This is a genomic window from Sphingomonas sp. DC1600-2 (assembly GCF_049897605.1).
GTDB lineage: Bacteria > Pseudomonadota > Alphaproteobacteria > Sphingomonadales > Sphingomonadaceae > Sphingomonas.
Window position 1 is genome coordinate 44,081 of record NZ_JAFCWO010000001.1, and the last position, 22,927, is coordinate 67,007.

Consider the following 22,927-nt stretch of genomic DNA (forward strand, 5'->3'; position numbering starts at 1 on the left):
GTCATACGACGCCGTGACCAAGTCACAGTGAGGCGGTGACAACATCCCGGCTTGTGTCTTCCCACACATGCAATCCCCCGGCGAAAAGGTGGCGCAGGGCGTTGCCCCTGACCGGTCTCGCAATTCATAGAATCGGGCGGGTCGTAACGTCGCCTAAGCTATCCTGAACGATCGAACCGCGCCAGCAGCGTAAGAAAAATGCGGCGAGCCGAACCGCACCACTTGTTTCCTATGCGTTTCCGAATGCCAAAAACGATGACATCCGCCCCCAACGGGGAAAATAATATCGTTATTTATCAAGGATATAATGGTGCTGCCGGTGAGGATTGAACTCACGACCTCAGCCTTACCAAGGATGCGCTCTACCACTGAGCTACGGCAGCATGTCCGAAGCGCCTTACGGCGCGAGCGGAAGCGGCCTAAGAGCCGCTGGAGCGGACATTGTCAAGGAGCGTGTGGCGAAGTGGCGACGAAAGATGCGGAAAAAGCCGAGCGGCTGGCGGCGGCGCTGCGCGAGAACCTGAAGCGCCGCAAGGGCCGCGCCCGCGCGTTGGACGCGGTTGACACCGTCACCGCCCCCGACGCGCCTAAGCAATAGGCGCGCATTTCGCCGCCAGCCAGGCGCGCTCGTCCGCATCCAGATACGACCCGATCACGTCAACGACTCGCGCGTGATATGCGTCGAGCCAGGCGCGTTCGCGCGGGCTCAGCATCTCGGCGACGATCAGCGAGCGTTCGATCGGGCAGAAAGTCAGCGTCTCGAAGCCGAGCATCGTCACGCCGTGCGCAAAGGGGCGTTCCTCGACCAGCAGCAGATTTTCGATGCGGATGCCGTATTCCCCGGCTTTGTAATAGCCCGGCTCGTTCGACAGGATCATGCCGGCGCGCAGCGGCTCGGCCGCGCCACCGCCGGGATAGGTCGGCGGCGCGATGCGCTGCGGGCCTTCATGCACCGACAGATAGGCACCGACGCCGTGACCGGTGCCATGCGCATAATCGAGCCCGATCTGCCACAAAGGCGCGCGCGCGAACGAATCGAGTTGCCCGCCGGTGGTGCCGACCGGGAAGACCGCAGTGGCGAGCGCGATATGGCCCTGCAGCACGCGCGTGAAGCGGTCGCGCATCTCGTCGGTCGGCGTGCCGATCGGCAGCACGCGCGTCAGGTCGGTCGTGCCATCGGCATATTGGCCGCCCGAATCGACCAGATAGAGCTGGCCCAGTTCGAGCGGTGCGTTCGATTCGGGGGTCGAATGGTAATGCGGGCTCGCGCCATGCGCGCCGGTCGCCGAGATCGTGTCGAACGAGGTATCGAGCAACACGCCGGTTTCTTCGCGAAAGGCCTGCAAGCGGTCGACGCAGGAGAGTTCGGTGAGGCCGCCTTTGGGCGCTTCCGCCTCGACCCAGCGCAGGAAGCGCGCAACCGCCGCCCCGTCGCGCGCGGAGGCCGAGCGGTGGCCGCCAATCTCGACCGGGTTCTTGATCGCCTTGGCCAGCACCACCGGGTCGCGCAGCGGCAGCACAGTGGCGCCGCCTGCGCTCAGCGAATCGAAAATGGCGGACACGGCGCGCTCGGGGTCGGCGGCGATGCGCTTGCCGGCAAAGGCGTGCAAAGCATCGGCAAAGGCGTCGCGCGGATGCAGGCGAATCGCATTGCCGAGATGCTGGCGCACCGCATCGGTCACCTTTTCGGGCGCGACGAACAGGTCGGCGGTGCCATCGGCATCGACGATCGCATAGGCCAGAGCGACGGGGGTGTGGGCCACGTCGCTGCCGCGCAGGTTGAGCGTCCAAGCGATCGAATCGAGCGCGGTCAGCACCACCGCATCGGCCTTGGTCTCGGAGAGCCAATCGGCGATCTGCGCGCGCTTGGCAGCCGAGCCGAGCCCGGCATGCACATCATCCTGCACCGTCAGCACGGCAGTCGAGGGGGCAGGGCGGTCGCTCCACACCGCATCGAGCGGGTTGCGCGCGACCGCGACCAATTCGGCCCCGCGCGCGGCGAGTGCGGCGCGGGCATCGGCGACCCAGGCGCTGGTGTGCAGCCACGGATCATAGCCGATCCGCCCGCCCGCCGGGGCATGCTCGCCCAGCCAGCGTGCGACATTGCTCGCGGGCACCGCGACATACTGCCAGTCGTCCGCCGACACTTGCTCGCGCAATTGCAGCGTATAGCGGCCATCGGTGAAGATCGCGGCGCTCTCGGCCAGCACCACCGCGCTGCCGGCCGAGCCCTGGAAGCCGGTCAGCCAGGCCAGGCGCTGGGCATAAGCGCCCACATATTCGGACATATATTCATCGGTCAGCGGGACGACAAAGCCATCGAGCTGGTCGTGCGCGAGCTGAGCGCGGAGGGCGGCGAGGCGGGCGGTGTAAGCGGACATGGGTGGCTTTCGGGAAGGGACGGTCAGGCTGATGTTAGGCGAAAGGCGCTGCGTTTGTCATGGCCCGGCAGCGTTGGCGAGTCGCGCGCGGAAGTCCACAAAGTCCACACTACGTCCCCCCGGTTTTGCCCTCCCGCACGGGTGGCGCGGGTCCGGACGGCGCGGCGGCACGGGCGGTGGACGGCGGGCGGCATGCAGGGAGTGTGGCAGAATATGGGGATGTAGGACAGGCACCGACCCCACGGTCAGCCTGCGGGTCGTCTATAATGATCCCGCACCGCCTCTTCGCTGGAAAGTCGTCCCCGCATGTCCATTGCCAAGCGCCTTCGCATCGGCTCTGCCTTGATCACGGTCACCATGTTGCTGGCCATCGTGATCGCCGCATACGGCATCAATCTGGTCCGGATTGGTGGCCCGATCGGTGAACAGATCCAGGCGCAATCCGATTATGTCGCCGACATTCTGCCGCCGCCCGAATATGTGCTCGAGCCGTTTCTGGAGGCGACCTTGCTCGCCAGCCATCCCGACGAGGTCGACATGCGCGCGACGCGGCTGGCGGCGCTGCGCAAGGCCTATGATGAGCGCCACGCCTATTGGAACAGTTCGACGCTCGATCCGGCGTTGGTGACCGCCTTGACGCGCGATGCCGATGCGCCTGCCCAGCGCTTCTGGGCAGAGGTCGACCAGATGATCGCCGCCGCACGCGCGCACGACGCGGCGCAGCTCGCGCGCAGCTATGCCAGCGTGTCGCAGGCTTATGCCGCGCATCGCACGCGGATCGATACCGCCGTAACGCTCGCGGGCAAGCAACAGGCCGAGCTCAAGGCGCATGCGGAGACCACGCTGACGATCACCGCGATCGCCTTGCTGGCGCTGGCCGTCACGATCCTCGCGCTGGCGATCGGGTCGCGTTTGTATCTTACGCACCGCGTCATGGGCCCGCTCGGGCAGTTGGTCGAGGCGACCGATGCGCTTGCCGGAGGCGCGGAGCGCAGCGTGCCGCACCTCGATCGCGTGGATGAACTTGGCCATATGGCGCGCGCGGTTGATACCTTCCGTCGCGCCGCCGCTGAGCGTGCGGCGCAGGAGGCGCGGACCAGTGCCGAGCAGAAGGAGGTGGCCGACGCGCTGGGCCAGGTGTTGCGGACGATGGCGGCGGGCGATTTGCGCGGTGGTGCGGCGCTGCGCTTCCCGGAAAGTTATGCTGCGGTCAATCGCGATCTCAACGATGCCGTCGATACCCTCCGCGCGATGGTGCAGGCGGTGGTGGAGACCACCGCCGAGATTGGCGGGGCTTCCGATTCGATCGCGCGCGCGACCGGAGATTTGGCGCAGCGCACCGAGAGCAGCGCGGCGGTGATCGAGCAGACTTCGGCTGCTGTCGGGCGGATGGACGCGCGCTTGCGCAGCACGGTACAGGCGGCGCACAAATCCTCCGACGGATCGCAAGCGACGCTGGCGGCGGCGGGGGAGGTGCGCGTGCGTGCCGATGGTGCGATGGAAGCGATGAACCGCGTGTCCAGCAGTGCCGCCGGGATCGACGACGTGATCGGAGGTCTCGACAAGATTGCCTTTCAGACGCGCGTTCTGGCGATGAACGCGGCGGTAGAGGCGGGGCGGGCCGGGGACGCCGGGCGCGGTTTTGCGGTCGTCGCCGACCTTGTCTCGACGCTGGCGATGCGCGCCGAGGAGGAGGCCAAGCGCGCCCGCACCCAGCTCAGCGCCACACAGCAGGAGGTTGCGGTTGCCGTCGACGCGGTCGGGCTGGTGCATGGCGCGCTGGAAACGATCGTGGCGCGCTGCACCGAAGCGGTGGCGCTGACCCAGGCGATCGCCAGCGACAATGCCGCACAGGCCGAAGCAATCGGCGAAATCACCAGTGCCGTGACGCAACTCGACCGGATCGCGCAACAGAATGCCGGGATGGTGACCGAAACCTCCGCCACGGCGGCGACGCTGGCGCAGGATATCGCCACGCTGGCGGCGCGCGCGGCGGCGTTTCGGTATGACAGCCGTGATGGCGATGCCCCGGTTGCGATCGAGCCGGGGCGTGTGACGGAACCGGCTCCGCGTCGGGCACCGACCGGACGCACGGTCCGGCTGGCACCGTCGCGGACGCTCCAGCGCACCTGACCGCGACACCTCGACTTGACCTGCGGCAAGCGGGTAGGAGAGGGGATGACCGAACCGCTCTCGCCCCCCGTCGCCGCCACGCGCCCGCACAGCTTCACCCTGCATGGGCACACGATCGAGGATCCCTATGCCTGGCTGAGGGACCCGAACTATCCCGAGGTCGATGACGCGGATGTGCTCGCCTATCTCGCGGCCGAAAACGCCTATTTCGAGAGCGTGATGGAACCGCACCGGCCGTTGATCGACCGGCTGTATGAAGAGATGAAGGGCCGCATCAAGGAAGACGATAGCTCGGTGCCGCAAAAGGATGGCGACTGGGTCTATTGGACCGCGTTCGAAACCGGCGGGCAGTATCGCAAATGGTGGCGCAGGCCGGTCGCCGCGGGCGAGGATAAGAGCCAGGACGTTTTGATCCTCGACGAACCGGCTTTGGCCGAGGGCAAGGAATATTTCCGGCTGGGCGCGTTTTCGGTCAGCAATGATGGGCGGCTGTTGGCTTATGCGATCGACGACAATGGCTCGGAACGCTTCGAGGTGCGCGTCAAGGATCTGATCACGGGCGAGCATTTGCCCGATGTCATTCCGGGGATGCTGTCCGAAATCGTGTGGACCGCCGACGACACGGGCTTTCTCTATGGCCTCGCCAACGACCAATGGCGCACCGACAATGCGCGGCTGCACTGGCTGGGCACGCCGATCGCTGACGATATCGAACTGTTCAAGGAAGCCGATGAGGGTTTCCGCGTTGGCGTCAGCGAGACGAGCGACCGCAAGTGGATCGTGCTGTCGAGCGGCGACCATGTGACCAGCGAAATCTATCTGCTGCCCGCGACCGACCCGCTGGCGACGCCGCTCTGCGTATCGCCGCGCCAGGTCGGGCGTGAATATGATGTCGACATGCATGGCGACACGCTGTTCATCCACACCAACGACACCGACCCCAATTTTCGGCTGTGCACCGCGCATATCTCGGCGCCGGGCGAATGGGTCGAGAAGATCGCGCCGTCGCCGCATTTCTACATGACCGGGGTGGATTGCTTCCGCGACTTCTTCATCGTCGACGGGCGCGAGGATGGCTTGGATCAGATCGAGATTCACCGCTATGAGGAGGGCATCGCGCCGCAGCGCATCCGCTTCCCCGAGGCGAGCTATGATGCGGGGCTCGGCAACAATCCCGAATATGCGATGCAGGTGCTGCGCGTCGGTTATGAGTCGATGGTCACGCCGGGCACCGAATATGATTATGACGTGGCGACGGGCGAGCTGACCACGCTCAAGGTGCAGGAAATCCCGAGCGGCTATCAGGCGGCGAAATACCGCACCGAGCGGCTTAAGATCACCGCGCGCGACGGCACGCAGGTGCCGGTGTCGATCGTCTATCCGGCGGACTTCCCGCGCGACGGGTCGCGTCCTTTGTTCCTCTATGCGTATGGCGCTTATGGCTATGCCATTCCGCCGGGCTTTTCGACCGGGCGGCTGTCGCTGCTCGATCGCGGCTTTGCCTATGCCATTGCGCATATTCGCGGCGGCGATGATCTGGGCCAGCAATGGTATCTCGACGGCAAGCTGGAGAAGCGCACCAACACCTTCAACGATTTCGTCGATGTCGCGAAGGGGCTGATCGCGGATGGCTGGACGTCGGCGGGGCGGATCGCAATTGCCGGGCGTTCGGCCGGGGGCGAATTGATGGGCGCGGTGGTCAATTCCGACCCCGAATTGTGGGGCGCGGTGATTGCCGATGTGCCGTTCGTCGACGTGCTCAACACCATGCTCGATGCCGACTTGCCGCTGACGCCGGGCGAATGGCCCGAATGGGGCAATCCGATCGAGGACAAGGCCGCGTTCGAGCTGATCCGCAGCTATTCGCCCTATGACCAGGTGAAGGCGCAGGCCTATCCGCCGCTGTTCATTTCGGGCGGCCTCAACGATCCGCGCGTGACCTATTGGGAGCCGGCCAAATGGGCGGCCAAGCTGCGCGCCACCAAGACCGACGACAATGTGCTGCTGCTCAAGACCAATATGGGCGCTGGGCATGGCGGCAAATCGGGCCGCTTCGAAAGTTTGCGCGAGGGTGCGGAGGAGCATGCCTTCGTGCTGTGGCAGCTCGGCATTGAGGGGTGAGGCGCTATAGCATGTCGTCACCCCGGGCTTGTCCCGGGGTCCACCGTGCCGGATATCCCTTCGCCGCAGGATGCGCATCCCGGTGGACCCCGGGACGAGCCCGGGGTGACGATGGAAGGGCGCGCGGTTGAGCATCGAAGCCCTCATCGCCAAATACGGCCTGCTTGCCTTGTTCGCGGGTGCTGGCATCGAGGGCGAGACGGTGGTGATCGCCGGCGGGTTGCTGGCGCATAAGGGGCTGTTTTCCTTGCCGGGCGCGATGGCGGCGGCGGCGGCGGGGTCGTTCCTGGCCGACCAGATCTTCTTTGCGCTCGGCCGCTATTTCCGCGATCGGCCGTGGGTGAGGCGCGTGCGCCAGCGCGCGCTGTTCGAACGCGCGCTGGGGTTGCTCGAACGCTATCCGATCGGCTTCATCTTCGCCTTTCGCTTTCTGTATGGCTTCCGCACGATCAGCCCGGTGGCGATCGGCACGACCAGGGTGTCGGCGCGGCTGTTCGTGCTGGTGAACGGGGTCTCGGCCATTGTGTGGGGCGTGGTGTTTACCGGCGTCGGCTATCTGTTCGGCCACGGCTTTGAAAAAGCGATCGAGCGCTTGCTGCCCGATCGGCATGCCATTCTGATCTTAGCGGCGGGCGGGGTCGCGCTCGCCGCACTGGTCGGGGGGTGGCATTGGTGGCGCACGCGCACGCGCGCGGACGCATGAGGAGTGATACGTATTTCGGCGCGGCGCGGCTTTTATCAGGGTCGCGCGGAACCTGTTGCCTCGTCCAGGGCTTCAAGGCGTAAACCCACAAAAAGGTCGCAGCGATGCTCGAACATCTTCCCGAATGGCTTGGCGCTTCGCTCAGCGGGGTGCGTGCGGGCGCGGAGCATCTGGTCATCGTCAACCCGGCCCTGGGCAGCGGTTTCGCACCGATTGCGCTCAGCAGCCCTGCCTTTGCCGACTGGACGGAGATGCCGGTGCGCTTCACCGCCGACGGCGCGGGCGTATCGCCGCCGCTCGTATGGGACGCACTGCCGCCGGGCACGCAGAGCCTGGCGCTGATCGTCGAGGATGCCGATTCGCCCACGCCCGCGCCGCTGGTCCACGCAATTGTGTGGGGCCTGCCGGCGGGAATGCACGCGCTGGCAGAAGGAGCGATCGTTGCCGATGCCGCAACTGGCGACACCGGCAAGAATTCCTTCCTCTCGCAAAGCTGGCTCGCGCCCGATCCGCCCAAGGGGCATGGCGAGCATCGCTACGTCTTCCAACTGTTTGCGCTCGATTGCCCGGCCGCCGACTTGGGCGAGGCACCTGGGCGCGGCGCGGTGCTCAACGCGATTGCGGGCCATGTGATCGGTGCGGGGATGCTGACCGGGCTGTACGCGCGGGGTCAGGTGCTCTCCGCGACGCTCGATCCGGGCGTTGCGCCTGCTTGACCGTTAGCGTCCTGTCTTTTCGCCCCGCACCTGCGCGACCATTTGCGTGATTGCGGCGAGAACGACATCGGGGCGGTCTTTCATCACGGCGTGCGAACTGCCGTCGGCGAGCATCGCGCTGCGTCGCGGGTTCGCTGCGACGAAGGCCGCGTGCGCGGCCCGCATCCGGGCTGCCTCGTCCGGCGTCTCCGCCCAGGACCGTTCCGCCACGATGTCGATCACCGGCAAAGCAGGCGGCAGGGCGACCGCGCGCGCACGTCGCGCCGTCTTTGGATAGGCCTCGATGATCGGGATCAGCAGTTCAGCCAGCGCCGGAGCTTGGGCGCGAAGGGCAGCATATTGCGGGCGATAGCGCCCGACGATGGCTTCGGTTTCGGCCGGATCGAAAAAGGCGGGGATATTGGCATCCACCAGCACCATTCCGGCGACGCGCCGGTCCTGCGCGGCCAGCAGATGGGCGATGAAGCCGCCATAAGAGTGCGCGACCAGGATTACCGGGCCTTGCACCGCGCAGCGATCCAGAGCGCCCCGTAGCGCGCGCACGTCCTTGTCGATCGAATAGGCACCTTGTCGCCGGTCGCTCTGGCCCAGCCCGGCGCGATCATACACGAAGGTCCGCACCCCAAGCGCCTGCGCTTTCGGCACCAAATTGGCCCAGACCCGCGAATCGTCGCCATTGCCCGCTTCGAACACCAGCGTCACCGGCCCGTTGCCGCCGAGATCGACGAAAAGGCGCTGGTGGCCGATCGCGATCTTGGTCGCGGAGCAGTTTGCCTGTGCTGCCGCCGCAAACGTCATGCTCGCGGCCAAAGCCAGCGTAAGCCTCGTTGCCATCCACATTGCGGCACCTCCCTTGTGTAGTATCAATATAATACACAAGGGAGGAAAGCGAGCAACCCTAGCCGCTGTTGCGCAGCGCGGTCGCGATCGCGTTGATCGACAGCAGGATGCCCTCGCCGATTCGCGGATCCTCGTCGCCCGCGCGGCGGCGTTTGATCAGTTCGATCTGGAGCAGGTTGAGCGGCTCGATATAGGGCAGGCGCAGGCGGATCGAGGCGTCGAGCGCGGGGTGCGCCTCCAGCAGGCGCGATTGGCCGGTGACTTGCAGCAGCCCGTCATGCGCTTGCTGCCAGCCGCTTTCGATGCGCGGGAAGATCGCATCGGCAAGCGCGCGATCCTCGACCAGCCCGGCATAGCGCGCGGCAATGCCCATGTCGGACTTGGCGATCACCTGTTCCATATTGGCGAGGCTGGCGGCGAAGAACGGCCAGCCCTGCGCCATTTCGGCGAGCAAACCCTTGTCCTCGAATGCCGACAGCGCATGGCCGACGCCGTACCAGCCCGGCAGCATCACGCGCGCCTGCGCCCAACTGAACACCCAGGGGATGGCGCGCAGATCCTCGATCCGGTCGGATTTGGTGCGGCTGGCCGGGCGGCTGCCGATCTTGAGGCCGGAGATTTCGGCGAGCGGCGTCATCTGGCGGAAGAAGGTGCGGAAACCGCGATCGTCACCGTTGTTGCCGTACACCAGATCGCGATACGCCGCGAAGGCGGAGGCGGAGAGCGTGTCCATCGCCGCCGAGAAGCGCGCGGTGTCCGCCGCCGACAGCGCATCGGGTTCGAGGCTGGCGAGCAGGGTGGCCGAGGCCATCGCTTCCAAGTTGGTCATCGCGCTGTCGCGGGTGCCATATTTGCCCGCGATCACTTCGCCCTGTTCGGTGATGCGGATGCGGCCCTGCACCGTGCCGGGCGGTTGCGCGCGGATCGCGGCGAAGGATGATCCGCCGCCACGCCCGACCGCGCCGCCGCGGCCGTGGAACAATTGCATGCCGACGCCCGCGTCCGCGAACACGCTTTTCAGCGCGGTCGAGGCCTTGGACAGGCTCCAGGTCGAGGTGAGATAGCCACCGTCCTTGTTGCTGTCGGAATAGCCGATCATCACTTCCTGGAAGCTGCGCGCGGCGGTGATGCCGCGCACTTCGGGCAGCGCGAACCATTCGGTCATGATCGCGGGGGCGGCCTCCAGATCGCCGATCGTCTCGAACAGCGGCACCGCCATGATCGCGGCGCTCGACGGCTCGCCCGAGGCACCGCCGGGGCGATACAGGCCGACTTCCTTCAGCAGGATGTTGAGTTCGAGCAGATCCGATACCGATTGCGCCATCGACACGATATGCTGTGCGATGCAGGCCGGGCCATAGGTCGCGTGCGCTTTCGCGGCGGCACGCAGGATGGCGAGTTCGGACTGCGTCTCGTCCGAATAGGCGGCGAACGGGCTGGCGAGCGGGCGGGCGTTGGACAGTTCGTGGCGCAGCAGCGAGACGCGCTGCGATTCGCCAAGGCTGAGATAATCGGCCTCGACACCGGCGACCTTGAGCAGTTCGGCGACGACGCGTTCGTGCACCGCGCTGTTCTGGCGCAGATCGAGCGTCGCCAGATGGAAGCCGAAGGTCTCGACCGCGCGCACCAGCCGCCCGAGCGCGCCGCCCGAGGACAAGGCCCCGCCGCCCTGATGGTCTTCCTGCCGCAGCGCGCGCGCGATGATCACGAGATCGGCGCGGAAGGCCTGTGGATCGGGGTAGCGTTCGCCCTTCAGCGCGCCGGGGCGGGGGGCGGGCTTGCCGGTGAGCGCGCGGTGCGTTGCGGCGAGGCGCGCGTAAATGCCCGACAGCGCGCGGCGATAGGGCTCGTCGCTGCGGCTTTCGGCGGCGTCGCCGCTCGCCTCGGCCAGCGCCTGCACGCCCGCATCGGCGGGCGCGAGATCGGTCGAGATCGACAGTTCGGCGCCGAGCGCGTGGACCGCGTCGAGATAATAGACCAGCACTGCCTCACTGGCTTTGGCCAGCGCGGTGGTCAGGCTGTCGGCGGTGACGAAGGGGTTGCCGTCGCGGTCGCCGCCGATCCAGCTGCCCGGCCGCACGAAGCTTGGCACGCGTTCGCCAAGCGCGCGGTCCCAGCGCTGGTAGAGCGCGGGGAGGGCGGGCAGGAACACCTCGCGCAAATAGCTGAGCGCGGTTTCGACTTCGTCGGTGACGTACAGCCGCTCGCGGCGCAGCACGCGCGTCTGCCACAGCAAGGCGATCTGGCGCAGGATCGCTTCTTCGACATCGTCGCCATCGGGGGTTTCCGTGGCGCCGCCGTCGCGCAGCAGCATCAGCGCGGCGATGCGGTTGCGGTGGTCGATCATCGATTTGCGGCGCACTTCGGTCGGGTGCGCGGTCAGCACGGGGGCGATCAGCGCGTGATCGAGCAGGTGCATCACCTGTGCCTTGTCGATGCCCTCGCCCGCCAACCGGTCGAGTGCTGCGGCAAGATCGGCTCCGCGTTCGGCGGCGACGCCCTGGCGATCCTCGGCGAGATTGGCGAGCATCGAGAACAGCATGAAGCCGCGCACGAAATCGAGTGTTTCGTCGAGACTGAGCCGGTCGAGCCCGAGATCGACATCGGTCCCGCCGCGATGCCGGTCGACCGAGGCGGCGCGGATATGCTCGGTCCGCTCATACAGCGTCTCGCCGCCATAAGCGCGGATGACATCGCCGAGCAATTTGCCCAGGAAACGGATGTCGGGATTGTTTGCGATGCCGGGGAGGGATGCCATGGGTCCATGCTGCATTGCGGCAGCGCGGGGGTCAACGTTTCGCTTTGCAAAAACCCTTGCGTTTGCAGCCTATGCTTCCAGCTCGACATCCCAATACAGCCAGTCATGCCAGGTATCGTGCAGGAAGTTGGGCGGATAGCGGCGGCCATGTTCCTGCAATTGCCAGCTGGTCGGGCGGATCGCGTCGATGTGCAGCGGCATGCCCGCCTGCTTGGGCGTGCGACCGCCTTTCTTGAGGTTGCATGGCGAGCAAGCGGTGGCGACGTTCTCCCAGGTGGTGCGCCCGCCCTGCGCGCGCGGCACGATATGGTCGAAGGTCAGATCGTGACCGGCCCCGCAATATTGGCACATGAACTTGTCGCGCAAGAAGAGGTTGAAGCGCGTGAAGGCGGGAAAGGCCGAGGGTCGCACATAGGATTTCAGCGCGATCACCGAGGGCAGCTTGATCCGCTGCGTCGGGCTGCGCACTTCGCGTTCATATTCGGCGACGATGTCGACGCGGTCGAGGAACACCGCCTTGATCGCGGTCTGCCACGGCCATAGCGAAAGCGGATAATAGCTCAGCGGGGTATAGTCCGCATTGAGCACGAGTGCGGGACAGCCATCCGGATGGCGGATCAGATCGGGATGGTACATACAGACCCCCTTTTACCACTGAGTGGCGCTTCCTGCCGGGCTTCAAGCCCATTAGGATGACGCTGTGATGACACCGCACCCTGTCGTTAACGATTTCAGCACAGCGCGCGACTCGTGGTCAAGAGCGGTGTTGGGGTGATCGTGCGCGACGTCGTTACGCGCTTTGCGCCGAGTCCGACAGGGCGGCTGCATCTGGGGCACGCCTATTCGGCGGTGCTGGCGCACGATCTGGCGCGCGCGGGCGGCGGGCGCTTCCTCCTGCGGATCGAGGATATCGATGGCACGCGCAGCCGCGCCGATCATGTCGCTGCGATCCTGGCCGACCTTCAGTGGCTGGGGCTGGATTGGGACGGGGCGGTGCTGTTCCAGTCGACGCGCGGCGATGCCTATGCCGCGGCGCTGGCGCGCTTGCGGGACATGGGGCTGCTCTATCCCTGTTTCTGCACGCGCGCCGAAATCGCCGCGAGCCAGTCGGCCCCGCATGGTCCCGAAGCGGTCTATCCGGGAACGTGCCGGGGGTTGAGCGCGGCGGAACGCGCGACGCGGATCGCAGGCGGGGTGCCGCATGCCTGGCGGCTGGATATGGCGCGCGCGGTGGCGCTGGCGGCAGGCGAGGGCCTGTGGTGGCGCGATGCGGATGCTGGGCGAGTGCGCGCCGATCCGCTGGCGCAAGGTGATGTCGTGCTGGCGCGCAAGGATGCGCTGGCCAGCTATCATCTCGCGGTGACGGTCGACGATGCCGCGCAAGGCGTGACGCATATCGTGCGCGGGGTCGATCTGTTCGCGGCGACCGACGTGCATCGGTTGCTACAGGCGCTGCTGGGGCTGCCGACGCCACTCTATCACCATCATGCGTTGCTGGTCGGCCCCGACGGGCAGCGGCTGGCCAAGCGCAACGACGCGCCGACGCTCGAAAGCGTGCGGTTGCGCGGCAAAGATGGGCGGGCGCTGGCGGCGCGGTTGCGGGCCGGGGGAGCGGGCATTGGCATTGCCGAGCAAAGCGCCTAGGTTAGGGGCATGAGCACTTTCCTGACAATCCTGCTGGTCGCCGCGATGATCGCGGTGGTCGTCGTGCTGGTTCGCGGACTGGTCATTTTCCTGCTCGGCGCGAGCCAGGATTTGCGCGACGGGGCGAACCCCGGCGAGGCGCGGATCGCATCGTCGGTGCGGTCCAACCAGATGATGCAATATCGCGTGATGTTGCAGGCGGTCGCGATTTTCCTGGTTGTGTTGTTGATGTGGCTCGCCGGCAAGGGCTGAGCTTCGCTTTGGGCGCAGCCCGGCGGTTGGGATAAAATATGGTCAAGCTCAACCGCATCTACACGCGTACCGGCGATGACGGCACGACCGGGCTGGTCGACGGATCGCGCATTGCCAAGGACGCCGCGCGGCTGGCGGCGATGGGCGATGTCGACGAAGCCAATAGCGCGATTGGCGCGGCGATCGCCGCGCTGGCGCAAGAGGGGTTGCCCGCCGCCGAATTGTCGGCATGGCTCGAGCGTATCCAGAACGATTTGTTCGATCTCGGTGCCGATCTCGCGACACCGAAAGCCGAGAGCGACGGCGACGACTTCGCACCGTCTGAAAGGACGCTGCGGGTGGTGACGGCGCAAGTCGAACGGCTTGAGGCGGAGATCGACCGGATGAACGCTGGTCTGGCACCCTTGACCAGTTTCATCCTGCCGGGCGGAACAGCCGGGGCAGCGGCACTCCACATCGCCCGTGCGATGGTGCGTCGCGCCGAGCGTACTGCGGTCGCGGCGACGCGGACGGAGGCTTTCAATCCGCTCGCGCTCGCCTATCTCAACCGTCTGTCGGATTATCTGTTCGTCGCCGCGCGCATAGTGAACCAAATGGCGGGTGGCGACGTTTTGTGGCGACCGGGAGCGACGCGCTAGCACGGCTGGCGTTTCTGAGGGAAGGGGACATGACGATGCAAAGGCGACCAGTCCCCAAACGCCCGGCAAGCCCGCTGGTGGAGCGTTTTCGAGCCGTCCGCGCGCTGTCGGTCGCGTTGGTCGCACCGCTGTCGGATGCCGATGCCACCGTGCAGTCGATGGAAGACGCCTCGCCCGCGAAATGGCATCTGGCGCATACGAGCTGGTTTTTCGAAACGTTCGTGTTGCGCGATTTCGTCGGTGGGTATGCGCTTTATGACGCGCGCTTTCCGTTCCTGTTCAACAGCTATTACGAGGCCGAGGGCAAGCGCCACGCGCGCGCGCGGCGCGGCATGGTGACGCGGCCATCGCTTGAGGAGATCCTGGCCTATCGCGCGCATGTCGATGCGGCGCTGGCAGCGGCGCTGCCCGATCTTCCCAAGGCGGCACAAGACCTGGTGGCACTGGGCTGCCAGCATGAACAGCAGCACCAGGAATTGCTCGTCACCGATATTGTCCATCTGATGGCGCAGAACCCGGTCGAACCCGCCATATGGGCACCCCCACGCAAGGTGCCTGTGGCGATGCCGGGGCCGGTCGGCTGGATCGAGGGCGCACGCGGGATTGTCGAAATCGGGTACGACGGCGAAGGGTTCGCCTTCGATGCCGAGGGGCCGCGCCATGCGGTGTTGCTCGGCGCTCATGCGCTGGCCGATCGCACCGTCACCAATGGCGAATGGGCCGCGTTCGTCGCCGATGGCGGCTATGCCGAACCGCGCCATTGGCTGTCCGATGGCTGGGCATGGGTGCAGCGCGAACGCATTGCCGCGCCGCTCTATTGGGAGCGGGCCGATGGCGGCTGGACGCGCTTCGGGCTCGATGGACGGCGCGCGATCGATCCCGCCGCTCCGGTAACGCATGTCAGCTTCTACGAAGCCGACGCTTATGCCAGCTGGGCGGGCGCGCGCTTGCCGACCGAGGCCGAATGGGAAGCCGCGGCTGCGTCGCATGATCTCGCGGGTGGCAACCAGATGGACATGGCCGGCCCGGTCGAGCCGCGCCCGGCGACGGGTGGGCCTGCTTTCTTCGGGGATGTGTGGGAATGGACCGGCAGCGCGTTCCGGCCCTATCCCGGCTTTCGCGCGGTCGAAGGCGCGGTTGGCGAATATAACGGCAAGTTCATGAGCGGGCAGTGTGTGCTGCGCGGGGGATCGTGCGCGACACCGCGCGGCCATATGCGGGCAAGCTACCGCAATTTCTTTTATCCGCACCAGCGCTGGCAATTCACCGGCGTTCGGCTGGCGAAGGATCTTTGAGATGTTGAAGCCCGAAATCGAGGATGGCCAGGTCACGCTCGCCGATCCGGCGTTTCGCCACGACGTGCTGCGCGGCTTTGCCAGCCGCCCGCGCGCGATTCCGGCGCGCTGGTTCTATGACCGGCGCGGATCGGAATTGTTCGAAGCGATCACCGATCTGCCCGAATATTATCCGACGCGCACCGAAACCGCGATTCTGCGGGCGTGCTGCGCCGAGGTTGCGCGGATCGCGGGCGCTGGGCGCGCTGTCGTCGAGTTCGGATCGGGTTCCTCGACCAAAACGCCGATCCTGCTGCGTGCGGTCGAGCCGTCCGCTTATGTGCCGATCGATATTTCAGGCGATTTCCTGCGCGAATCCTCGGCCGGGCTCGCCTCCGCCTTTCCCGGTTTGCCGGTGTTGCCGGTGGAAGCCGACTTCCTCCATCCGATCGCGCTGCCAGCACAAGTGGCTGCCGCGCCCAAGCTTGGGTTCTTCCCCGGCTCGACCATCGGCAACATGATCCCGCATTCCAGTGTCGATTTGCTGCGCGCGATGAAGGCGTCGCTGGGCGAGGGCGCGATGCTGTTGATCGGGATGGACCGGATCAAGGATGCGGCCGTGCTGGAGGCGGCCTATGACGATGCGCAGGGCGTGACGGCGGCGTTCAACCTCAATTTGCTCGAACGCATCAACCGCGAACTGGATGGAACGATCCCGCTCGACGCTTTTCGCCACCGCGCGATCTGGAACGACGATCGCGCGCGGATCGAGATGCATCTGGAAGCAATCCGCGACGTCGCCTTCACGATCGAGCGGCGTCCGTTCGACATGGCGGCGGGCGAGACGATCCACACCGAGAACAGCCACAAATACGGTCCGCGCGATGCCCGCATCCTGCTGCGGGCGGGCGGATGGACGCCGGTTGCGGAGTGGACCGATCCGGACGGGCTGTTCGCGGTGATCCTGGCGGAGGCACAACCCGCGCGGCATGCGCCGTGACCGGTGTCCACCCGGTCGCGACAACGGGCTTCGGGCGCGGCGCGGATGTCTATGCCGCCAGCAGACCCGGCTATCCGCCTGAAATCCTGGATTGGCTGCGTGGCGCTCTGGGGATCGAGCGTGGGAGCGACGTGCTCGAAATCGGCGCGGGAACGGGGAAATTCACTTCTTTGCTTGTCGACAGCGGCGCGCAGGTCACCGCGCTTGATCCGGTGGCGACGATGCTGGAACATCTCATTGCCGATTTTCCGGAGGTGCGGCCGGTGTCGGGGCAGGCCGATGCGATCCCGCTCCCCGATGCGAGCGTCGACGCGGTGGTCTGCGCGACGTCGTTCCACTGGTTCGCGACTCCGGCGGCGATGGCAGAAATCCGGCGCGTCTTGCGCATCGGCGGGGCGCTTGGGCTGGTGTGGAATTTGCGCGATCACGCGGTGCCCTGGGTTGACCGATTGTCGGTGTTGACCAACGCGCATCAGGGGCAGGCGCTGCGCGAACAAGGCGATGCGTGGCGGGACGTGTTCCCCGCAGACGGTTTTTCGCCGCTTGGCGAAAGTGCGTTTCGCTATGCCCATGTTGGCACTGCGGAAGCGGTGGTGGTGGGACGCACGCTGTCGACCAGCTTCATCGCCGCCTTGCCCGAAGTGGAGCGGGCCGGGGTGGTGGCCGAAGTGCGCGATCTGATTGCGGCGACCCCCGAACTCGCATCCGATCCGGTGACGTTCCCCTATATCACCAAGGCCTATGATTGCCGTCGCATCGCGTGACCCCTAAAGCGACCGCAGACAGGAGCGAAGGACGGGATATGCAGACGGTAGGCGTAATCGGCGCGGGTCAGATGGGCGCGGGCATCGCGCAGGTTTCGGCGCAAGCGGGGTTTCATGTGCTGCTCAGCGACGTGTCGCTGGAACGCGCTGCAGCGGGCAAGGCCGGCATCGCCAAGGCGCTCGACCGGCTGGTGACCAAGGAAAAGATCACTGCGGATGCGCGCGACGGCGCGCTCGCGCTGATCGAGCCGGTGGCGAGCGTCGCCGAGATGGGCCCGGCCTTCCTCGTCATCGAAGCGGCGACCGAGCGCGAGGAAATCAAGCGCGCGATCTTCGCGGAGGTCGGCAAGGTGCTGTCCGACACCGCGATCCTCGCGTCCAACACCTCCTCGATCCCGATCACGCGGCTGGCGCAGGCCGCCCCCGATGCGGGCCGTTTCGTCGGCGTGCATTTCTTCAACCCCGTGCCGGTGATGGGCTTGATCGAGCTGATCCGCGGCCTCGCCACCTCGGACGCGACGGTGCAGGCGGTCGAGGCGTTTGGGCAGAAGCTCGGCAAGGCGATCGTCCACGCCAATGATGCGCCGGGCTTCATCGTAAACCGCATCCTAATGCCGATGCTCAACGAAGCCTGCTTCGCGCTGGGCGAGGGCGTGGCGACGATCCGCGACATCGATCTGGCGTGCCAGCTCGGGCTCAACCACCCGATGGGGCCGCTGACGCTTGCCGACTTTATCGGGCTCGACACGTGCCTGGAAATCACCCGCGTGCTGTTCGAAGGGACGGGCGACCCTAAATTCCGCCCGGCCCCGCTGCTGGTGAAATATGTCGAGGCCGGCTGGTTCGGCCGCAAGACCAAGCGCGGCTTTTACGATTATACCGGCGCGGAGCCGGTGCCGACACGGTAAGGGCGGCTAGTCCGGCCGCCGCATCGCGAAGCGCGCGGCCTCGCCTATCTCGAAATAGTCGGCTGCCCCGCCTCCCCGCAGGATCGGGTGCGCGGCGGCGGTGCGATAGGCACCGTCCGCGATCAGATGCGGCGCGATGTGGATGCCGACGACCTCGCCCAGCACCAGCCAGGTGTCGAGGGTCGTGCCATCTGCCGATGCCAGCCGCAGCGTCTGGGTATGACGGCATTCGAACGCGGCGGGGCTTGCCGCGACCCGTGGCGGCGCGACGATGCGGGAGGGTGCGATCGCCAGACCGGCGAGGTCGAATTCATCTATATCCGCCGCGACCGTCGCCGCGCTCGCATTCATCGCCTCTGCAAGATCGCGCGTGGCGAGGTTCCATACGAACTCGCCCGTGGCGGTGACGTTGGCGACGCTGTCCTTCCAGCCGGTGGAGGTGAAGCCGATGATGGGCGGGCGGTAATTGTACAGGCTGAAGAAACTGTACGGTGCCAGGTTGCGCACGCCCTCGGCGCTGAGCGTGCTGATCCAGCCGATCGGCCGGGGTGCCACGATCGCGTTCAGGGGATCGTGGGCCAGGCCGGGGACGGTCCTGTGGCCGTTGCGTGGTTCGTAGAAATGGTGCTCTGTCATCTTGAAGCAGGCCTTCCGTTCGAAATTCGAATATCGTGCGCGACCGATTTGGCGTAGCTGTAACCACGCCGTCCCTTGGCTCGAATAGGGTTCTGTATGACCGACACAAGCCCGCCGACCTCCGATAGTCCTCCGGCAGCCGCCACCGTGCTGTATCGCCACCGGCTGGTGACGCGCCTGTGGCATTGGCTCAACGTGGTGACGATCTTCATCATGATCGGCAGCGGGCTGACGATCCTCAACGCGCATCCGCATCTTTACTGGGGGCAATATGGCGCGAATCCGGATCATGCGTGGTTCAACCCGCCCCATGCGCCATCGTTTCTCACGATCCCGGCCGGGTACAATCTGGCAATCGCGCGGCGCTGGCATTTGCTGTTCGCGTTGGTGCTGGCATTCGGTTTGCTGGCGTTCATGGTATCGAGCCTGGTCAACCGGCATTTTCAGAAGGACTTGCGGATTCGGCTGAAAGAGCTCGCTCCGGCGCATTTATGGTTCGATCTGAAGGAACATCTCGCCTTCCGCTTCCACGATCCCAAAAATCCCGGCGCATTCAATATTTTCCAGAAGCTGTCTTATGTGTTGGTGATTTTCGGCCTGATCCCGATGATGATCCTGTCGGGGCTGGTATTGTCGCCGACCATGGTCGCGGCGTGGCCGTGGATGCTGGATGTGCTCGGCGGGCGGGCTTCGGCGCGCTCGGTGCATTTCATCGCGGCGAGCGGACTGGTTTTGTTTATCATTGTCCATCTGGTGCTGGTGATCCTCGCCGGGGCGTGGCCCGAGGTGAAATCGATGGTGACGGGCTGGTGGACGATTCCCGCCGACCAAGATGCGGAGGAAGCGGCATGAGCGCGATCATCACGCGGCGCGCGCTGCTCACCACCGGAGCCTTGGGCGCGGGTGCGCTGCTCAGCGGGTGCGACCAGGTCGCGAACACGCCGTCGCTTCGCAAGATCCTGTTCTCCGGCGAAAAGATGAATTACGGTCTCGCGCGCGCGCTGACCGATCGCAACAGCCTGGCGAAAGAATATCGGCCCGACCAGATGTCGCCAATCTTCCGTGTCAACGGCACCAACAACCCCAATACCGACAGATATAACGCGATGGTCGCGGAGAATTTCGCGCATTGGCGGCTGGAAGTCGGCGGGCTTGTCAACCGCCCGCTTTCCATTTCGCACCAGGCGTTGATGGCGATGCCGGCGCGCACGCAGATCACGCGGCACGATTGTGTCGAGGGATGGAGCGCGATCGGCAAATGGCACGGGCCGATGCTGGGCACGATCCTGAATGCGGCCGATATTCGCAGGGCCGCACGCTATGTCGTGTTTACCTGCGCCGATCTCTATTCGGGCCAAGCCTATTACGAATCGCTCGACCTGATCGACGCTTTCCATCCCCAGACGATTCTGGCGTGGGCGATGAACGACCGGATGCTGAGCGTGGCGCACGGTGCGCCGATCCGGCTGCGGGTTGAACGGCAGCTTGGATATAAGCACGCCAAATATGTGATGCGGATCGACGCGGTCGCCTCGCTCGCCGGGATCGGGCTCGGAAAAGGCGGATATTGGGAAGATCGTGTCGATTACGATTGGTATGCAGGCATTTAACGCGTTAGTGGCCTGTGCATGGCACTGATTGATTTGTTTCTCGCCAAGCGCGTTCAGCGCGGCACGCTCACCGTCCACCACGCCGACGGCAAGACCTTGAACTTCGGGACGCCCGAACCCGGTTTCCCCGACGTGGCGATCCGCTTCACCGATGCCGGGGCTGCCGCTGCGATCGTGCGCGATCCGGGGCTTGGTGCGGGCGAGGCGTATATGAACGGGCGACTGGTGGTCGAGCAGGGCGATGTGCGCGATCTCGTCCGGCTGCTGACGATGAACGATCCGTGGGAGGCCGGACAGAACGGACTTGCCCCTTCGCCGATGCGCCGTGCGATCCAGGCCGTGACGCATCGCATCGGTCGAATCAACATGGCGCGCCGGTCCAAGCGCAACGTTGCGCACCATTATGATCTGTCGGGCCGCCTGTACGATCTCTTCCTCGACGCCGACCGCCAATATAGCTGCGCCTATTTCACCGACCCGTCCAACAGCCTGGAGCAGGCGCAGGACGACAAGAAGGCGCATATCGCCGCCAAGCTGGCGCTGAAGCCCGGCATGACCGTGCTCGACATCGGCTGCGGCTGGGGCGGGATGGCGCTGTACCTGCACCAGATGACCGGTGCCCGGGTGCTGGGGGTGACGCTGTCCGAAGAGCAGTTGAAAGTCGCGCGGGAGCGCGCGGCGGCCGCAGGCGTGTCGGACATGGTCACGTTCGAACTGATCGATTATCGCCATGTGCAGGGCAAATTCGACCGGATCGTGTCGGTCGGCATGTTCGAACATGTCGGCCCCGCACATTACAAGACCTTCTTCCGCCAGTGTCGCGACTTGCTGACCGAGGACGGCGTGATGCTGCTCCACACGATCGGGCGCGCGGGTGGCCCGGGCGTGACCGACAAATGGACGACGCAGTACATTTTCCCCGGCGGCTACAACCCCGCCCTGTCGGAGATCGTTTCCGCCAATGAAAGCCTGCGCTTCATGGTCACCGATGTGGAGGTGCTCCGGCTGCATTATGCCTATACGCTCGATGATTGGTACGATCGTACGGTTGCGGCGCGTGCGCAGATCGTGGCGCTCTATGACGAGCGCTTTTTCCGCATGTGGCAATTCTACCTCGCCGGCGCGGGGGCTGCGTTTCACTTTGGCGGGCTGGTCAATTACCAGGTGCAGTTCGCCAAGAATCGCCACGTCTTGCCGATCACGCGTGATTATATGATCGAGGGCGAGCGGCGTTTGCGGCGGTAACCCGGTTGCACGGCCGCGCCGCCTCGCATAGGGGGCACGCGACTACGAAGGATCCTGCCCGTGACCGATAAGATCAACCGCGTCGTCCTCGCCTATTCGGGCGGCCTCGACACCAGCGTCATCCTCAAATGGCTGCAGCAGACCTACCAATGCGAGGTCGTCACCTTCACCGCCGATCTCGGCCAGGGCGAGGAGCTGGAGCCCGCGCGCAAGAAGGCCGAGCTGGCCGGGGTCAAGCCCGAGCATATCTTCATCGACGATCTGCGCGAAGAGTTCGTCAAGGATTACGTGTTCCCGATGATGCGCGCCAATGCGCTGTATGAGGGGCTGTATCTGCTCGGCACCTCGATCGCGCGGCCGCTGATCGCCAAGCGCCAGATCGAGATCGCGCGGATGGTGAATGCCGATGCGGTCAGCCACGGCGCGACCGGCAAGGGCAATGACCAGGTCCGCTTCGAGCTTGGTTATTATGCGCTGGCACCGGACATCAAGGTGATCGCGCCGTGGCGCGAATGGGATCTGACCAGCCGCACCAAGCTGATCGAGTTCGCCGAGCAGCATCAGATTGCGGTAAGCAAGGACAAGCGCGGCGAGGCCCCGTTCTCGACCGACGCCAACATGCTGCACACCTCGTCCGAGGGCAAAGTGCTTGAGGATCCGTGGGATGAAGTCCCCGATTACGTCTATTCGCGCACGGTCAACCCCGAGGACGCGCCCGACGCGCCCGAGACGATCACGATCGATTTCGAGCGTGGCGATGGCGTCGCGGTCAATGGCGTGGGCATGTCGCCGGCGACCTTGCTCGAAACGCTCAACGAAATGGGCCGTCGCCACGGCATCGGGCGGCTCGATCTGGTCGAGAATCGCTTCGTCGGCATGAAGTCGCGCGGCATGTATGAAACGCCGGGCGGCACGATCTATCATCTGGCGCATCGCGGGATCGAGCAGATCACGCTCGACCGGGGTGCCGCGCATTTGAAGGACGAGCTGATGCCGCGTTATGCGGAACTGCTCTATAATGGATTGTGGTTCAGCCCCGAGCGCGAGATGCTGCAGGCGGCGATCGACCATAGCCAGGAGAAGGTCGCGGGCACCGTGCGGCTGAAGCTCTATAAGGGCTCGGTCATCGTGACCGGGCGCAAATCGCCCTTCTCGCTCTATTCCGAGAAGGTCGTCACCTTCGAGGACGATCAGGGCGCGTATGACCAGCGCGATGCGGCGGGCTTCATCAAGCTCAATGCGTTGCGGTTGCGGTTGCTCGGACGGCGCGACCGCTAACACGGGTCTACACGCTGTTTTAACGG

Annotated in this window: 21 protein-coding genes and 1 tRNA gene; 16 read left to right on the forward strand and 6 right to left on the reverse strand. The window is 65.5% G+C overall.

The genetic code is table 11. The features are described 5' to 3' along the window. Positions 1-308: 308 nt before the first annotated feature. A tRNA-Thr gene (locus ACP7BL_RS00260) sits at positions 309-383 on the reverse strand. Between the two features lie 80 nt (positions 384-463). Between ACP7BL_RS00260 and ACP7BL_RS00265 the strand changes: the two genes are divergently transcribed. Continuing rightward, positions 464-598 carry a hypothetical protein gene (locus ACP7BL_RS00265; RefSeq protein ID WP_260591516.1) on the forward strand — a complete coding sequence of 45 codons (135 nt, stop codon included), beginning with the start codon at positions 464-466 and terminating at the stop codon, positions 596-598. On the opposite strand, the gene ACP7BL_RS00270 is transcribed toward ACP7BL_RS00265, so the two are convergent. After that, a complete protein-coding gene (locus ACP7BL_RS00270) occupies positions 588-2,381 on the reverse strand; it encodes an aminopeptidase P family protein (protein ID WP_426257314.1) in 1,794 nt (597 codons plus the stop codon). The two genes, ACP7BL_RS00265 and ACP7BL_RS00270, sit on opposite strands and share 11 nt — an antisense overlap. Positions 2,382-2,687: 306 nt before the next feature. Here ACP7BL_RS00270 and ACP7BL_RS00275 point away from each other — a divergent pair, with 306 nt between their 5' ends. From ACP7BL_RS00275 to ACP7BL_RS00290, 4 genes are all read left to right on the forward strand, one after another. After that, complete coding sequence (locus ACP7BL_RS00275; protein WP_426257315.1) at positions 2,688-4,514, forward strand: methyl-accepting chemotaxis protein; 1,827 nt, start codon at positions 2,688-2,690, stop codon at positions 4,512-4,514. A gap of 45 nt (positions 4,515-4,559) precedes the next feature. Continuing rightward, positions 4,560-6,635 (forward strand): S9 family peptidase, encoded by a 2,076-nt coding sequence (locus ACP7BL_RS00280; protein ID WP_126846677.1) that lies wholly within the window; start codon positions 4,560-4,562, stop codon positions 6,633-6,635. Positions 6,636-6,762: 127 nt separating this feature from the next. Then, positions 6,763-7,338 carry a DedA family protein gene (locus ACP7BL_RS00285; RefSeq protein WP_126846678.1) on the forward strand — a complete coding sequence of 192 codons (576 nt, stop codon included), beginning with the start codon at positions 6,763-6,765 and terminating at the stop codon, positions 7,336-7,338. Positions 7,339-7,442: 104 nt separating this feature from the next. Continuing rightward, a complete protein-coding gene (locus ACP7BL_RS00290) occupies positions 7,443-8,054 on the forward strand; it encodes a YbhB/YbcL family Raf kinase inhibitor-like protein (RefSeq protein ID WP_033966189.1) in 612 nt (203 codons plus the stop codon). Between the two features lie 3 nt (positions 8,055-8,057). Here the strand turns inward: ACP7BL_RS00290 and ACP7BL_RS00295 are convergent, their stop codons facing one another. The 3 genes from ACP7BL_RS00295 to ACP7BL_RS00305 all read right to left on the reverse strand — a co-directional run bounded on the left by ACP7BL_RS00295 (position 8,058) and on the right by ACP7BL_RS00305 (position 12,288). Then, positions 8,058-8,894: an alpha/beta fold hydrolase gene (locus tag ACP7BL_RS00295; protein WP_052192461.1), complete on the reverse strand. Its 837-nt coding sequence runs from the start codon at positions 8,892-8,894 to the stop codon at positions 8,058-8,060. A 58-nt stretch (positions 8,895-8,952) separates the two neighbouring features. Next, on the reverse strand, positions 8,953-11,652 hold the full coding sequence (gene ppc / locus ACP7BL_RS00300) for a phosphoenolpyruvate carboxylase (RefSeq protein ID WP_426257316.1): 2,700 nt from the start codon (positions 11,650-11,652) through the stop codon (positions 8,953-8,955). Between the two features lie 69 nt (positions 11,653-11,721). Beyond that, positions 11,722-12,288, reverse strand: a complete 567-nt coding sequence (locus ACP7BL_RS00305; RefSeq protein WP_033966190.1) for an HNH endonuclease — start codon at positions 12,286-12,288, stop codon at positions 11,722-11,724. A 135-nt stretch (positions 12,289-12,423) separates the two neighbouring features. On the opposite strand from ACP7BL_RS00305, the gene gluQRS reads away from it, so the two are divergent. From gluQRS to ACP7BL_RS00340, 7 genes are read left to right on the forward strand one after another with little or no spacing between them, the layout of a single operon-like run. Then, positions 12,424-13,296, forward strand: a complete 873-nt coding sequence (gene gluQRS / locus ACP7BL_RS00310; protein ID WP_426257317.1) for a tRNA glutamyl-Q(34) synthetase GluQRS — start codon at positions 12,424-12,426, stop codon at positions 13,294-13,296. 9 nt (positions 13,297-13,305) lie between these two features. Then, positions 13,306-13,548 carry a twin transmembrane helix small protein gene (locus ACP7BL_RS00315; RefSeq protein ID WP_033966191.1) on the forward strand — a complete coding sequence of 81 codons (243 nt, stop codon included), beginning with the start codon at positions 13,306-13,308 and terminating at the stop codon, positions 13,546-13,548. A gap of 38 nt (positions 13,549-13,586) precedes the next feature. Then, positions 13,587-14,186 carry a cob(I)yrinic acid a,c-diamide adenosyltransferase gene (locus ACP7BL_RS00320; RefSeq protein ID WP_426257318.1) on the forward strand — a complete coding sequence of 200 codons (600 nt, stop codon included), beginning with the start codon at positions 13,587-13,589 and terminating at the stop codon, positions 14,184-14,186. Between the two features lie 35 nt (positions 14,187-14,221). Continuing rightward, positions 14,222-15,481, forward strand: a complete 1,260-nt coding sequence (egtB, locus tag ACP7BL_RS00325; protein ID WP_426257625.1) for an ergothioneine biosynthesis protein EgtB — start codon at positions 14,222-14,224, stop codon at positions 15,479-15,481. Between the two features lies 1 nt (position 15,482). After that, the gene (gene egtD, locus ACP7BL_RS00330; protein ID WP_426257319.1) at positions 15,483-16,460 is read left to right on the forward strand and encodes an L-histidine N(alpha)-methyltransferase; all 978 of its coding nucleotides are present in this window, start codon (positions 15,483-15,485) and stop codon (positions 16,458-16,460) included. Then, positions 16,457-17,224: a class I SAM-dependent methyltransferase gene (locus ACP7BL_RS00335; protein WP_426257320.1), complete on the forward strand. Its 768-nt coding sequence runs from the start codon at positions 16,457-16,459 to the stop codon at positions 17,222-17,224. The genes egtD and ACP7BL_RS00335 overlap by 4 nt, the downstream gene beginning before the upstream one ends. A 38-nt stretch (positions 17,225-17,262) precedes the next feature. Beyond that, complete coding sequence (locus ACP7BL_RS00340) at positions 17,263-18,132, forward strand: 3-hydroxyacyl-CoA dehydrogenase NAD-binding domain-containing protein (RefSeq protein ID WP_426257321.1); 870 nt, start codon at positions 17,263-17,265, stop codon at positions 18,130-18,132. A gap of 6 nt (positions 18,133-18,138) precedes the next feature. Here the strand turns inward: ACP7BL_RS00340 and ACP7BL_RS00345 are convergent, their stop codons facing one another. Further along, the gene (locus tag ACP7BL_RS00345; protein WP_033966196.1) at positions 18,139-18,768 is read right to left on the reverse strand and encodes a flavin reductase family protein; all 630 of its coding nucleotides are present in this window, start codon (positions 18,766-18,768) and stop codon (positions 18,139-18,141) included. A 96-nt stretch (positions 18,769-18,864) separates the two neighbouring features. Between ACP7BL_RS00345 and ACP7BL_RS00350 the strand changes: the two genes are divergently transcribed. The 4 genes from ACP7BL_RS00350 to ACP7BL_RS00365 are packed head-to-tail and all read left to right on the forward strand — an operon-like array spanning position 18,865 to position 22,901. Further along, a complete protein-coding gene (locus ACP7BL_RS00350; protein ID WP_126846694.1) occupies positions 18,865-19,620 on the forward strand; it encodes a cytochrome b/b6 domain-containing protein in 756 nt (251 codons plus the stop codon). Further along, the gene (locus tag ACP7BL_RS00355) at positions 19,617-20,378 is read left to right on the forward strand and encodes a molybdopterin-dependent oxidoreductase (protein WP_033966197.1); all 762 of its coding nucleotides are present in this window, start codon (positions 19,617-19,619) and stop codon (positions 20,376-20,378) included. The genes ACP7BL_RS00350 and ACP7BL_RS00355 overlap by 4 nt, the downstream gene beginning before the upstream one ends. Before the next feature lie 18 nt (positions 20,379-20,396). Continuing rightward, positions 20,397-21,623: an SAM-dependent methyltransferase gene (locus tag ACP7BL_RS00360; RefSeq protein WP_033966198.1), complete on the forward strand. Its 1,227-nt coding sequence runs from the start codon at positions 20,397-20,399 to the stop codon at positions 21,621-21,623. Between the two features lie 60 nt (positions 21,624-21,683). Then, positions 21,684-22,901 (forward strand): argininosuccinate synthase, encoded by a 1,218-nt coding sequence (locus ACP7BL_RS00365; protein WP_033966199.1) that lies wholly within the window; start codon positions 21,684-21,686, stop codon positions 22,899-22,901. Positions 22,902-22,927 lie beyond the last annotated feature (26 nt).

What these genes read in the sequence shown, in the direction of transcription:
- ACP7BL_RS00270 (WP_426257314.1), bottom strand. Translation starts at nt 2,381, where the DNA reads ATGTCCGCTTACACCGCCCGCCTCGCCGCCCTCCGCGCTCAGCTCGCG.
- ACP7BL_RS00275 (WP_426257315.1), top strand. Translation starts at nt 2,688, where the DNA reads ATGTCCATTGCCAAGCGCCTTCGCATCGGCTCTGCCTTGATCACGGTC.
- ACP7BL_RS00280 (WP_126846677.1), top strand. Translation starts at nt 4,560, where the DNA reads ATGACCGAACCGCTCTCGCCCCCCGTCGCCGCCACGCGCCCGCACAGC.
- ACP7BL_RS00290 (WP_033966189.1), top strand. Translation starts at nt 7,443, where the DNA reads ATGCTCGAACATCTTCCCGAATGGCTTGGCGCTTCGCTCAGCGGGGTG.
- ACP7BL_RS00295 (WP_052192461.1), bottom strand. Translation starts at nt 8,894, where the DNA reads ATGTGGATGGCAACGAGGCTTACGCTGGCTTTGGCCGCGAGCATGACG.
- ppc (WP_426257316.1), bottom strand. Translation starts at nt 11,652, where the DNA reads ATGGCATCCCTCCCCGGCATCGCAAACAATCCCGACATCCGTTTCCTG.
- ACP7BL_RS00305 (WP_033966190.1), bottom strand. Translation starts at nt 12,288, where the DNA reads ATGTACCATCCCGATCTGATCCGCCATCCGGATGGCTGTCCCGCACTC.
- ACP7BL_RS00315 (WP_033966191.1), top strand. Translation starts at nt 13,306, where the DNA reads ATGAGCACTTTCCTGACAATCCTGCTGGTCGCCGCGATGATCGCGGTG.
- ACP7BL_RS00320 (WP_426257318.1), top strand. Translation starts at nt 13,587, where the DNA reads ATGGTCAAGCTCAACCGCATCTACACGCGTACCGGCGATGACGGCACG.
- egtB (WP_426257625.1), top strand. Translation starts at nt 14,222, where the DNA reads ATGCAAAGGCGACCAGTCCCCAAACGCCCGGCAAGCCCGCTGGTGGAG.
- egtD (WP_426257319.1), top strand. Translation starts at nt 15,483, where the DNA reads ATGTTGAAGCCCGAAATCGAGGATGGCCAGGTCACGCTCGCCGATCCG.
- ACP7BL_RS00340 (WP_426257321.1), top strand. Translation starts at nt 17,263, where the DNA reads ATGCAGACGGTAGGCGTAATCGGCGCGGGTCAGATGGGCGCGGGCATC.
- ACP7BL_RS00345 (WP_033966196.1), bottom strand. Translation starts at nt 18,768, where the DNA reads ATGACAGAGCACCATTTCTACGAACCACGCAACGGCCACAGGACCGTC.
- ACP7BL_RS00350 (WP_126846694.1), top strand. Translation starts at nt 18,865, where the DNA reads ATGACCGACACAAGCCCGCCGACCTCCGATAGTCCTCCGGCAGCCGCC.
- ACP7BL_RS00355 (WP_033966197.1), top strand. Translation starts at nt 19,617, where the DNA reads ATGAGCGCGATCATCACGCGGCGCGCGCTGCTCACCACCGGAGCCTTG.
- ACP7BL_RS00360 (WP_033966198.1), top strand. Translation starts at nt 20,397, where the DNA reads ATGGCACTGATTGATTTGTTTCTCGCCAAGCGCGTTCAGCGCGGCACG.